The following is a 12947-nucleotide window of genomic DNA, read 5'->3' as shown; positions in this document are numbered from 1 at the left end:
GTACTCCCCTTAGACGGTGGCTTTAGCGATTTGGCAGACCGTCGTCTTGGTCTCTTGCATCATCGTCACGCTGTCATAACCATAGGTCGTGGCGGTATTGACCGCCTCGCCGCGCACAATCGGCGCCGCGCCTTCCGGGTAATGCTGCAGCAGATCAACGCCCTGCCAGCGGCCCGAGAAGTGGAAGGGCAGCCAGACGGTGTCGCGGTCCACCCGTTCGGTCACCAGCGCGCGTACGGTCAGCTTGGCGCCGGTCGGGGTGGTGACCCAGACATCCTCGCCATCGCGGATGCCGCGGTCATTGGCAGTCGCCGGGTTGATCTCGACAAACATATGCTGTTGCAACTCGGCCAACCATTTGTTCGAGCGAGTCTCCTCACCGCCGCCCTCATACTCGACCAAGCGGCCCGAGCTCATGATCAAGGGAAATGTCTTGCCAATGTCAATGTTCTTGTCTTGCACGCTCTTGTACAGCGTGGGCAGGCGCCAGAAGCTCTTCTTGTCATCATGCGTCGGGTACTTGGCGATCAGGTCCGGCCGGGTCGAGAACAAAGCCTCGCGGTGCTGCGGAATCGGGTCGGGGAAGTTCCAGACCACCGCGCGCGCCTTGGCATTGCCGAAGGGATGGCAGCCATGCGCCATCGCGACGCGCTGGATGCCGCCGGACAGATCGGTCTTCCAGTTCTTGCCCTCGGCCAGCTTCATTTCGGCCTCGGTCAAGTCGTTCCACCAGCCCAGTTTTTTGAGCAGTAGATGGTCGAACTCCGGGTAGCCGGTGGTGATGGCCGAGCCCTTGGAATGCGAGCCGTCCTCGGCCAGCAGACTGACCCCGTCACGCTCGACCCCGAAGTTAGCGCGGAAGTTGCCGCCACCGTCCATCACATGCTTGGAGGTGTCGTAGAGATTCGGTGAGCCTGGGTGCTTGAGTTCGGGCGTGCCGTAGCAGGGCCAAGGGAGGCCGAAGTAGTCGCCATCGAGCTTGTAGCCGGTTTCCTTGTCGATGCCGCCCTTGGCGCGCAAGGTCTTGACATCAAAGACATTCATATTGCGCATATGCGCTTTGAGCCGCTCCGGGCTCTGGCCGGTATAGCCAATCGTCCACAGGCCGCGGTTGATTTCGCGCAGCAGCGACTCGGTTTCCGGCTCCATCATGCCGCCCTTGCCCGGCACCAGCTTGCCGCTCTTCATCAACTCCTTGTCGAAGCCAAGCTTTTGCGCCAGCTGATACATGATCATGTGATCGGTACGCGACTCCCACAGCGGCTCGATCACCTTCTCGCGCCACTGGATCGAGCGGTTCGACGCCGTGCAGGAACCGCTGGTTTCGAACTGCGTGCAGGCGGGCAGCAGGTAGACGGCGCGATTCGGGTTCAGCTCATCAGCCTTGCCTGGCATGGCCGCCATGGCCGCAGTTGCCGACGGGAACGGGTCGACGACGACCAGCAGGTCGAGCTTGTCCATCGCCTTTTTCATTTCCAGGCCGCGGGTCTGCGAGTTGGGCGCATGACCCCAGAAAAACAGGCCGCGCAGATTGCTTTCCTGGTCGATCAGTTCGTTCTTCTCCAGCACGCCGTCGATCCAGCGCGAGACGGTCATGCCGGGCTTGGTCAACATGCCCGGCGCATACTGTTTCTTGATCCACTCGAAATCAACGTCCCAGATCTTGGCGAAATGCTTCCAAGCGCCCTCGGCCAGGCCGTAGTAGCCGGGCAGCGAATCGGGATTCGGGCCCACATCGGTGGCACCCTGGACGTTGTCGTGGCCACGGAAGATATTGGTGCCGCCGCCGCTGACCCCTACGTTCCCCAGCACCAGCTGCAAGATGCAAGACGCCCGCACGACCGCATTGCCGGTCGTGTGCTGGGTCTGGCCCATGCACCAGACGATGGTGCTGGGTCGGTTGTCGGCCAAGGTCTTGGCGACCTTGTAGCAAGTGGCTTCATCAACACCGCAGGCTTCGAGCACCTTGTCCGGCGTCCACTTGACCATGATTTCTTCGCGCACCTTGTCCATGCCGAAAACACGGTCGTGGATGTACTGCTTGTCTTCCCAGCCGTTCTTGAAGATGTGATAAACGAGGCCGAACACAAAAGGAATGTCGGAGCCGGAGCGGATGCGCACATAGTCGTCGGCCTTGGCCGCCGTGCGGGTGAAGCGCGGGTCAACCACGATCATCTTGCAGCCATGCTCCTTGGCATGCAGCATATGCAGCATCGAGACCGGATGCGCCTCGGCCGCGTTGGAGCCGATGTACATCGCAGCGCGGGAATTGCGCATATCGTTGTACGAGTTGGTCATCGCACCATAGCCCCAGGTGTTGGCCACGCCGGCCACCGTGGTTGAGTGGCAGATGCGCGCCTGATGGTCGCAGTTATTACTGCCCCAGAAGCTGACCCATTTACGCAGCAGATAGGCCTGCTCGTTATTGTGTTTGGAGGAGCCGACAATGAAGACTGAGTCCGGCCCGCTTTGCTTTTTGAGCTCCAGCATCTTGGCGCTGATCTCGGTCAGCGCAACGTCCCAGCTGATCTTTTGGTATTTGCCATTCACCAGCTTCATCGGCGTGCGCAGGCGGTGCTCGCCGGCGCCGTGCTCACGCAGCGCCGCACCTTTGGCGCAATGGGCGCCGAGATTGATGGGCGAATCAAACACCGGCTCTTGGCGCACCCAAACGCCGTTCTCCACTACCGCATCGACCGCGCAGCCGACCGAGCAATGGCCGCAGACGGTGCGCTTGACCTCTACCTTGGCCCCGGGCCCGGCAGCGGGTGCGGCGGTTTCGGCGGCCTGGGCTTTTCTTTGCACCAAGCTCAGCTGCGTTGCCGCCAGCCCTGCACCCAAGCCCAAACCAGAGCGGCGCAAAAACAAACGCCGGTCCATGGTCGGAATGGCCCGGCGGCTTTGCCCATCGAGACCTCGGGCCAGGCTGCTCACCAAGCCGGCCGATGCCTGGCCTTCAGTGGTGGCAGAGGAAGAAGCTTTACGTGTCAACAACATATTGTCTCCATCGGGCTTGGTGCACAGGGCACCACCCATTCAGTCCGGCAGCGAAGCGCAAAGACCCATCAAAAGCGAACGATCAACTCGACGGCTCAAGAGCGCGCGGTTTCGTAGTAACGCAAGACATGGGGGCTCAGCTGGTAGCCGCCAGCCTCTGGAGTCAGCGCTTCGGCGACGGCCACTTCCGCTTGGGCCACCTGGCCTACAGGCAAAGCCTTGACCACCACGGCCGCGGCACCCGCCGCACCTAGCCCGAGCAACCAACCGCGTCGTTTGAGAGCCCCGGCTGCCGGGGCGACATCGGCCTCGTCCCTCGTTTGGGTGACTGGACTTTTGCTCGTGATCATGTTCATCGACTCCAAAAAACGCGTGCCACAGCAATATAGCGTTGTTGTGCGTTTCGTGCATCGGGCTACACCCGCGCAGCGCACAGACGACGCCAATTTAAACTTCCAGCAGATCGAATCCTTGCGCTTCAACCGCAAAGAAGTCCCGAGCGAAATCTGCCACGGCACGATAAAAGTTTGCCTGCGCCTGCGCGCTGAGGGCGTCGCACAGGCCGTCGACCCAAGCGCGCAAATGACTGTTGAAGAAACGCTGCTGCGCGGCAAGATTGCTGACGCTCAGGTCATCGCCTGCGATCAAGTAACGCATCACTTCGCACAGACTGGCAATATGGTCTTCGGTCTCCAGCACGCCCTGCGGCCGCTCCAGCCCGAGCAGCTCCAGCGTGCGGCGCACCTGGACCAAGGGCTGTTGATTCAGCGCGCCAGCCAGGTACCAAGACGCGAACACGCAAACTGCCGGCTTACCAACGCCGCCAAAAAGGGCCACATATTCGGCTTCGACCGCACTCAAGCTCAGTCGTCTCGAGGCGCCCACCAACTCACCCCAGCTGCGCTCCAAAAAGGCCCCGGCCATCGGTGCTTCAGTCACCGCCACACGCAGCTGATCAAACAAATCCTGGCTCGGTGGCGCGAAGAAAAGCTCGGCCAACAGGCCGTAGACCTCGGCCCGCGCCAGCTCTTCGCTGCTGCCAATATTCTCGGGGCTTTGAAACTCAAGGGGAACGCTGCTACTCATAGGTCGTTGATCCTGACTTCATGCGGGTTGCTGTGCATAGCGATGACGCGGCAGTCGCTGCACATCTGCAGGCGCTCACGCGCTGCGCCTTGGAACATCGGGTGGGCGCCCAGCTTGGCCAACATCAGCTCGATCGCCTTTGGCGTCGCGAAGGGTTTGGCACAGCGCACGCAGCAAAAGGGCTCGACTTCATTCAAGACCTGCAGCTGCTTACGCTGCCGCCCGCCATCGGCCAGCAGGAGCCGGGGCTGCAGCGTGATGGCGCCTTCCGGGCAGGTGCTGGCACAGAGGCCGCATTGCACGCAGTTCTTCTCGATCAGACGCAGTTGCAGCTTGTCGGGGTTGTCGGCCAGGGCGCCGGCCGGGCAGGCACTGACGCAACTCAGGCACATGCTGCAGGCGTCAGCGTTGACGATCAGGCCGCCGAAGGGGCTGGCCTCGGGCAAGGCAATTTCCTCAGGTACGGCTTGGGCCTGGGCCATCAGGTGCTCGAGACAGAGCTCCAGCGTGGCGCGCTTGTCGGCCAGCACGCGGTAAGCGGCTGCTTGCCCAAGGCATTCAGCCGGCCGCGCTTGCAGCGCCAGATCCAGTGCGGCCACATTGGCGGCCTCGATCAGGGTCAGGTGTTGCCCCTTGAAGCCCAGACCACTCAGAATCGCCTGTGCCGTCGCCATTTGCTCCCGCACGGCCGCGCGGTAGTCGGGTGCTTCTTCACTCGTCATCAAGACCCAGACCTGGGAAGCGCCATAGGCAACCGCCGACAGCCACAGCTCCATTCCGATGGACGCGGTGTGCCAGGCGTCCAGCGGCAAGACGCGCGCCGGCACGCCGTGCACAGCGGCCTGCGTGCGCGCCGTGCGGCCCAAGTCGCCGATCAGCTTGGCGCCGCCGCCTTGGCTGTGAATCAGCAACGCTGCGTCTTTGCCGCCGGCACGGGCATAGGTGCTCAGCAGCGTGCGTATGCGCTGACCCTGGGCGTCAGGGCCGGGCGTCGCATAACTCAATGCGCCGCTGGGGCAAACCGTGGTGCAAGCGCCGCAGCCCACGCACAGATGCGGCTCCACGATGATGCCGGCCAAGGTCGCGCCGCCGGCCTTGCCTTTGCGGGACGCATCGCTGCGGATCGCTTGCGCGGAACACACATCGATGCAAGCGCTGCAGCCGATCTGCTCATTGCGGCTGTGCGCGCAGAGCTTTTGCTTATAGTTGAAGAACTTGGGCTTCTCGAACTCACCGACCGCCTCGCGCAGTTGCAAGACGGCGGCCATCAGCTGCGCATCGTCAGCGGCGTGGAAATAACCCTGTGGCGGTTGATGCAGGGTGATCAAAGGTGCTGAACTCAAGTCCAGCACCAGATCGAACGGCTCGCTGCGGCTTTGTGGCGAGCGATCAAAATCTATGGCTCCGGCGGCGGCGCAAACCTTGACGCAGTCACGGTGGCTGCTGCACTTGCTCAAATCAATTTGGTAGCTGAAATCGATCGCGCCTTCAGGGCAGGCATCGACGCAAGCATTGCAGCGGGTACACAGGTCCAGATCAATCGGATTGCGCTGCGTCCAGCTGACTTCAAACGCACCCAGCCAACCGCTGATCTGCACCTGCTCGCCGGCAAAGACCGGCAGCGTGCGGGTCTGCGGCAAAGCGCCCTGCCCTGGCTGTATCAGCAAGCTCAAATCCAGCTTGTCCGCCAGCATCTCGGCCGCACGCGCGGCGCGCTCAGCATCTCCAATGATCAACGCCCGGCCTTGCGAGCGATAACTGACCGTCGGCACCGGCGCAGCATCGGGCAATTGCGCCAGCGCCAGCAGCGCAGCGATCTTCGGGCTGGCCTGCCGGCCGTCTTTGGACCAGCCGCCCGTCTCGCGAATATTGACGAAGCGAATCGGCCGCTCGCTGAGCGGCAGCGCGCCCTCGGTTTGCTCATTGAGTTGCTGAAAAAGCCGGCTCTCCTGCGTGCAGGCCACCAAGACATCGTCACCGGACTTGGCTGCACGCTGAAAAGCGCCGGCCTCGCGGCGACACAGCAAGGTGTGGGTGGTCTCCAGCCCAGCGCCGGCTTCAGGCCCCAGCGCCGCTTTCAGGGCCGGGCCGTCCAGCGGCATCGTCTTGTTGCAGTCGCAAATCAGCGTGGTCGTCGTCATGAAGGATGCTCGGGGTTTCGGTAAGCGCAGAGGTCCGCGGGGTCAGGTCTTGTTGGGCTGCAACTTTTTCTTGCTCTTCTTCTTCAAGCGCAAACAGGCCCAAGGCCTTGCTCTGGTGCAACTGCCGCAACGTACTCAAAGGGAGAGGGTCAGGCAGGCTGTAATCATCAATATAGGTATCCAGCCCGTCCATCACGTTGAAATGCGGGTCGGAAAAGAACAGCTTCTTCATCGCCGCCCGCTGCACACCGGCGTCGACGTCTTGATTCATGAAGCGTGCATAGTCGCTCGCGGGCGTCAACGCCTCAACGTCGGCATAACTGGGGGCTGGCTCGGGTGACGGCTCTACAGCAACAGCCTCTTCAGGCAGAGGGGCAATCACGGGCGGCGCAGTCACCTGCGCCCTAGCCTCGGCCTTGCGGCGGCCCCAACGCGCCAGGAACCCGGCCGGCTCCTGTGTCGACGCGTCTTTATCTTCAGCAGCCCCCATCAGCGTCGCTCCCCCGGCGGCAAGAAGGACTGTGGGCGGCGCCGCTCCTTCTTGACTTCGGGGCGGTAATGCTCAGCGGTAAAGGCCTGCAACCAAGCCGCCAGATCGGCCGGCAGCGGCACGTTGTCTACGCGCTCCTGCGCGTCCAGCCAGCGGCCGGCCTCCGTGTAGCTCAGGCTGACGCGCTCCGCCCAAGCATGCGAAGGGTCCTCATCATCAAGGCGCCACACAACAAACCAGACCGGCGCGCCGCTGTTCAGATTGAGAAAATAGCCCTCGGCTTCGTCTGCAAAAAGCTCTAAATCGAAGCAGGGGAACAAACGGGTCTGCCGTTTCCCATCGTCGCGCAATACGCGGGGCTCGGTGCCAAATGCATCTTGATGCGCCACAACATCGGCCACCGAAAACCGCCAAGCCTCCCACTGGTTGGGATTGGCTTCGCGGTCCATCACCACCGCCACGCGCACTGAAGGGCGGTGCGGCGACACGAGAGGCCCAGTGGAACTGGAAGCGACGACTTCATCTGCATTCATTCGGGCAGTCTAGCGCCCTCTCGCCGACCGGGCGGCGCAAGCCTTCAGAGCGGGACATGCGCAGAAGGGATTTCAGCGCAAAGTGAACACTGCCACCGCCTGTTGCAGGTTTTGCGCTTGCTGGCGCAAACTCTCTGCGGCCGCCGCGCTTTGCTCCACCAGCGCCGCATTTTGTTGAGTGCTCTGGTCCATCTTGCCGACAGCCGCACCAATCTCGGCCACGCCGGCGCTTTGCTCGCTGCTGGCGTGGCTGATCTCCGCCACGATGTCGGTAACGCGCTTGATCGACGTCACGATTTCATCCATCGTGGCGCCGGCCTGGTCAACCAGGCTGGTACCGCGCTCGACCCGCTCGACGCTGTCGTTGATCAACTGTTTGATCTCCTTGGCCGCTTCGGCGCTACGTTGAGCCAGGCTGCGCACCTCGCTGGCGACGACGGCAAACCCGCGGCCCTGCTCACCTGCACGGGCCGCCTCCACCGCCGCATTCAAAGCCAGGATATTGGTCTGAAAAGCGATCCCGTCGATCACACTGATGATGTCGGAAATGCGCCTTGAGCTGTCATTGATGCCCTTCATGGTGTCCACAACTTGGCTGACCACTTCGCCGCCTTTGAGCGCCACCGAGCTGGCATTGGCGGCCAGTTGATTGGCCTGCACGGCGCTGTCGGCATTGCGCCGCACGGTATCGCCCAGCACCGCCATAGAAGATGCGGTCTGCTGCAAACTGCTGGCCTGCTGCTCGGTGCGCACACTCAGATCGTTATTGCCCTGAGCGATTTCGGCACTGGCAGTCGCCACGCCATCGGTGCCATTGCGCACCTGAGAAACAGCTTTTGAGAACTGTTCCACCATCAAGGTGAGCACACCCATCACGCTGTGAGCATCACTGCTGTGGTTGTGCAGGCGTTCGGCCAAATTACCTTCGGCAATCTCTTTCACCGCCGCGACCACTTGGAAAGGTTCGCCCCCTAGGCGCTGTGCCACCCAATGCTTGGCATACCACAGCAAGCCCAGTCCCAAGCTCGCCAGCAACAGCGCCAAGGCCAAGACGATAGCGAACCAGCGGTCCTGCGAGGCCTGGGCCTCAAGCACCGCCGCCTCGGTACGCGCATCCAGCATGCGCAAGAACTCATCCACCGGTTTCATGATTTTGGCCTTGAATTGGTGGTAGTTCTTGTCATGCATCATGGCCTGCGCTGCGGGTAAATCGGGCTCGCCTTTCTTGGTGAACTTGCCCGTGCCGTCGTCATACAGGCCCTTGACCAGATTCATCGCCACCGTCTCGGTCTTGACCAGGTCATCGGAGTTACCGGCTGCCTCTTTGAGCTTGCCGAACTCGGCCTCGGTGAAGCCTGCCGCCTTCATGGCATCCAGCAGCGGCATGGTGCTGCTGCCGCCTTTGCCTACGGCCGGCTCGGTATCGGCCGCGCGGAAATCCCAATAGATTTTTTCGTAACCGGCAGGGCGTGGCTTCTTGCCGTTGCGGATGTCAAGCACTTCAAAGTACTGCCGCTCCCACTTCGCGTCGCCCGACATCACATAGGTGCGCGCCAAGCGCGTCAAGTCATCCGAGCTTTGACGCAGTTCATCGGCCAGCGCCGACGACACATAGCGCGACTTCTCCGCACTCGACAAGGCGTTGCCAGCCGCGTGCAAGCGATAAATCGCAAACAACAGCAGCACAACCGCCAACGCCATCACAGCCAAGGCCGTGCCGAACATCTGTTTGACTGTTTTCATCTGACCATCCCTTGAGCAAAAGCGAACACGAATTCACTCAGATCACGGCGGCCACAGACTAGCGCTCGAGCACTCTTTTGAGCAGCGACCCGGCCCGCTTGCCATGCGCTCGCGCGCGCCCAAGCCCGTCCGGCACAAAGCTCAGGCGCCAACAGCGCTGCTCTATTCTTTACCGGCACCCCATCGCTATCGGTGCAAGCGCGGGCGGCTTAAATGTGATTCTTCACCAAGGAGAACGGTGCGTTTGATGCGCGGATTCAGGTCGACTTGGAAATCGAGATGGTCGGAAACTTGGCCGAATAGTCCTTCGCCTGAGCCGCGATCTTGACCGCCACCTTGCGCGCCAAAGCCTTGTAAAGCCCGGCGATCTCGCCATCAGGCTCGGCCACCACGGTGGGCTGGCCGGCGTCAGCCTGCACGCGAATCGACATCGCCAGCGGCAAGCCGCCCAAATAGTCGATACCGTACTGCTGCGCCATTTTTTGTCCGCCATCGGCGCCGAAGATGTGCTCGGCATGGCCACAATTGGTGCAAATATGCACGGCCATGTTTTCGACCAAGCCGAGAATCGGCACGCCGACCTTCTCGAACATCTTCAGGCCCTTTTTGGCGTCGATCAGTGCGATGTCTTGCGGTGTGGTGACGATCACCGCGCCCGTCACCGGCACACGCTGCGACAAGGTCAGCTGGATATCGCCGGTGCCGGGCGGCATGTCGACGATCAGATAGTCCAGCTCCTGCCAACGGGTTTGGCGAAGCAGTTGCTCCAGCGCTTGCGTGGCCATCGGGCCGCGCCAGATCATCGCCTGATCTTCTTCGACCAGAAAGCCGATCGACATGATCTGCAGGCCGTAAGCCTCCATCGGCTCCATCAGCTTGCCATCTTCGCTCTCGGGCCGGCCGCTGATACCCAACATGGTGGGCTGGCTGGGGCCGTAAATATCGGCGTCCAACATGCCCACCCGTGCGCCCTCGGCGGCCAGCGCCAGCGCCAGGTTGGCGGCCGTGGTGCTCTTGCCCACCCCGCCCTTGCCCGAGGCCACGGCGATGATGTTTTTCACCCCGGGCAGCAACTGCACGCCACGCTGCACGGCGTGGGCGGCGATTTTGCTGTGGATTTGCACGCTGACATTGGCCACGCCGGCCACCGTACGGGCAGCGGCCACCAACTGGCGGCGCAACTCAGCAATCTGGCTGGCGCCGGGGTAGCCCAACTCGATCTCAAAGGACACATCGGCGCCGTCCAGGCGCAGATTCTTCAGCTGTTTGGCGGCGACAAAGTCTTGGCCGGTATTCGGGTCAACAACGGTTTGCAGGGCTTGCAGCAGGGAGGATTCTTGGAGACTGGACATGTCGGCTTATCGGGTAGGTGCACCGAGCTGCAGGCTGCAACCCGGACTTGGGGAGCAGTCTAGCCCAGACCCCAAAACCCTCGGGTGCCGGCGGCTTCAGCCCACCTGCTTGAACGCCATCACCGCCTGATTACGCAGGGTGCGCAACAGTTGCAGCTCTTTCTCACCCAAGTCGATGCCGCCGGCCTTGGCCTTGTCCGCATAGATCAACGCGAACGGCGCGCCCTTGAGCGTCATCGGCAGCAGCAAGAAATTAGGCGCGCGCACCTCGCCGCGATACCAAAGCGGCAGACGGCCGGCGATCTTGGCCACGGTGGCGTCGGCAATCAAGGTGTCGACACCTTTTTGGCAGACTGCGGCAAAAAGATCGGCATTGGCGCCGTCGGCCAGACGCAGCGGCACTTTGAAGGCCGGCACGACGCCCTCGACACCCTCGCCCAGACCAAAGCGCCCTGTCAGGGCTTCCAGCTTGGGGTCGCGCAGGCAAAACACCACCCGCCGGAAACCCAGGGCCCGGAAGATGGTTTCCAAAATCATGCGCAAGACTTCGTTGAGCTTGAAGTTCTCGACCATCACATTGGTGATGTCCTGAATGCCGGCGGCCATCATTTCAACCGCTTGCTCCCGCGTCAACTGCTGCGCGCTCAGGGTTTGGGTGGGCTCCAGAATTTGTGTGGCCTGCAATTGATGCGCGGCCAAGGAGTCATCGACGGTAGGGCTGAGCGGCGCCAGCAGGCGCCTTGCGTGAGAGTTCTTGGGCAGGTGAATACCCATCGCATCGGCCACCTGTGCCAAGCGCTGACGGGCCTGATCGGCGGCCACATCGAAGGTCTGCGCCGTCACGCCGAGCACGCGCGCATAGCGTTGCGCCATCGCGTGCACGCGGCCATGCGCCTCGGCCGGGTCCGTGTGCAAAATGACATCCGCCACATCATTGGCCGCATGCGCCAGCCAGCGCTGGCGCTCGTCGCTGAGCTCGGCACGGCGCGTTGGCGGATCGCCTTCGGGGCGGCGCATGCTGTGCTGCAAAGACTCGGGCAAACCCCATTGGCGCGCCACACCAAGCCCCAATTGCTCGTAACTCATGCCCAGCACTTGCGCCGAAGCAGCCGCCTCGTTGAGCGGCGGTGCGGCTTGGCCGGTGGCCTGAGCGATGCGCTCGGTGCGCGTGATGCGTCGAATCTGCTGCGCTTCCTCGGGGAAATAGAACTCACTCAAGGAGCGGCCCAGGTTGTGCAGCATCGCGCACAAAAATGCCTCCTCGGCTTCGCGCGGATTCAGGCACAACTCACGCGCCAGCGACGCCGCCATCAATGAGCGCAGGAACTCCTCACGCAGCTGCTGGGCATGGGCTTTGTTTTCCATGCGCTCCAACAAAATCAGCGACAAAGCCAGATTGCGAATGCCGGAAAAACCCACCAAGGCGACCGCCCGCGAGACGGTGCTGATGCTGCCGCCGCCGGCATGGCTGAACTGCACGGTATTGACCAGGCGCAGCAACTTGTGGGTCAGCGCCACGTCCTTGAGAATTTCATTCGACAAGCTGGCCAGGCTGCCGTTTTCGGAGGCGGTCAGGCGCTGTATGCGGCCAATCGCATCTGACATGGCCGGAAAATCGCTCTTGTGGCGCATGCGGCGCAGCAAGAACTCCAGCGCCGCGCCGTCAACCACATCGGGCACGGCTGTTTGCGCCGGGTACAACCATTCGGCCAGGGCGTCATGCATGGCCTTGGCCGTCGGCCAGCGCTCTGCGGCCTTGCGAGCCAGCCCGCGCTGCACGATGGCGCGCAGCGCATCATCGACATCCAGCCCCAAATTGGACGGCAGATTCAGGTCTTGGTCGATCACGCGCTGCACCGAGGCCCAAGGGTCGGGGTCGTAATTGAGGCGCTGACCGCTGAGCATTTCACCCAGCATCACCGCTGCGGCAAACACGTCCATCTGCGCACTGGGCGGCTCGCCGCGTGCGGCCTCGGGCGAGATATAGCCGGGTGTGCCAACCACGCGCTGCGGCTGCGCCGGGACCATGCCGGGGGCTTCTGTCGACAAGCGCGCCGCGATACCAAAGTCCATCACGCGGGCGCGGCCCTTGGCATCGATCAAGATATTGCTGGGCTTCAAGTCGCGGTGCACAACGCCGACGGCATGTGCCGCCTGCAGACCGTCCAAGATGCCCAGCATTAACTCGACGGCGGCACGCGCACCGAAGGCGGCATTGCGCCCGCCGAGCAGGCGATCCGCCAGGGTGCCGCCGGCCACATACTCGAACACCAGATAGGACTGCCCGTCTTGGCTGTCGGCCTCGAAGACAGGCACGATATGGGGATGCGTCAGCCGGCTCACGGCGCGTGCCTCGTGCAGCCATTCGTCCACGCTGAGCGGGTCGGCGCCGGGGCGCAAGACCTTCAGCGCCACATCTCGGTCAAGCCTGGGATCATGGGCCAGCCAGACGGTGGCTTGTGCGCCCTCGCCCAACTTCTTGAGCAAATGAAAACGCCCCAAGTCGGGCAGATTGGGCGCAGCAGAGGAATAGGTCAAAGAGTCGTCGGCATTCATCTCAAGTCGTTTGCTCTGTCCTGCGCTGGGCTAAGGCTGCTGGCAGCCG

General features: G+C 62.5%; 9 protein-coding genes. All 9 read right to left on the bottom strand.

What is annotated here, in order from left to right; all coding sequences use genetic code 11:
* Positions 1 to 9: 9 nt before the first annotated feature.
* Positions 10 to 2997 (bottom strand): formate dehydrogenase subunit alpha, encoded by a 2988-nt coding sequence (locus PRZ03_RS04390; protein WP_273599185.1) that lies wholly within the window; start codon positions 2995 to 2997, stop codon positions 10 to 12.
* Positions 2998 to 3092: 95 nt separating this feature from the next.
* Entirely contained in the window at positions 3093 to 3347 is a 255-nt protein-coding gene (locus PRZ03_RS04385; protein WP_273599184.1) for a formate dehydrogenase, read from the bottom strand.
* 97 nt (positions 3348 to 3444) lie between these two features.
* Positions 3445 to 4083, bottom strand: coding sequence for a TorD/DmsD family molecular chaperone (locus PRZ03_RS04380; RefSeq protein ID WP_273599183.1), 639 nt, complete (start codon positions 4081 to 4083; stop codon positions 3445 to 3447).
* Positions 4080 to 6224, bottom strand: coding sequence for a 4Fe-4S dicluster domain-containing protein (locus tag PRZ03_RS04375; protein WP_273599182.1), 2145 nt, complete (start codon positions 6222 to 6224; stop codon positions 4080 to 4082). The genes PRZ03_RS04380 and PRZ03_RS04375 overlap by 4 nt, the downstream gene beginning before the upstream one ends.
* On the bottom strand, positions 6142 to 6714 hold the full coding sequence (locus PRZ03_RS04370; RefSeq protein ID WP_273599181.1) for a DUF3306 domain-containing protein: 573 nt from the start codon (positions 6712 to 6714) through the stop codon (positions 6142 to 6144). Before PRZ03_RS04370 ends, PRZ03_RS04375 begins: the two co-directional genes overlap by 83 nt.
* Positions 6714 to 7247, bottom strand: coding sequence for a DUF3305 domain-containing protein (locus PRZ03_RS04365; protein WP_263531984.1), 534 nt, complete (start codon positions 7245 to 7247; stop codon positions 6714 to 6716). Before PRZ03_RS04365 ends, PRZ03_RS04370 begins: the two co-directional genes overlap by 1 nt.
* Before the next feature lie 72 nt (positions 7248 to 7319).
* Positions 7320 to 8990 carry a methyl-accepting chemotaxis protein gene (locus tag PRZ03_RS04360; RefSeq protein WP_273599180.1) on the bottom strand — a complete coding sequence of 557 codons (1671 nt, stop codon included), beginning with the start codon at positions 8988 to 8990 and terminating at the stop codon, positions 7320 to 7322.
* 257 nt (positions 8991 to 9247) lie between these two features.
* Complete coding sequence (gene apbC, locus PRZ03_RS04355; RefSeq protein WP_263531983.1) at positions 9248 to 10342, bottom strand: iron-sulfur cluster carrier protein ApbC; 1095 nt, start codon at positions 10340 to 10342, stop codon at positions 9248 to 9250.
* A 96-nt stretch (positions 10343 to 10438) separates the two neighbouring features.
* Positions 10439 to 12898, bottom strand: coding sequence for a serine/threonine protein kinase (locus PRZ03_RS04350; protein WP_273599179.1), 2460 nt, complete (start codon positions 12896 to 12898; stop codon positions 10439 to 10441).
* Positions 12899 to 12947: the final 49 nt, after the last annotated feature.

This window comes from Roseateles albus, from assembly GCF_028595345.1.
Lineage (GTDB): Bacteria > Pseudomonadota > Gammaproteobacteria > Burkholderiales > Burkholderiaceae_C > Paucibacter_A > Paucibacter_A albus.
This window is presented reverse-complemented; position numbering and strand designations above follow the sequence as displayed.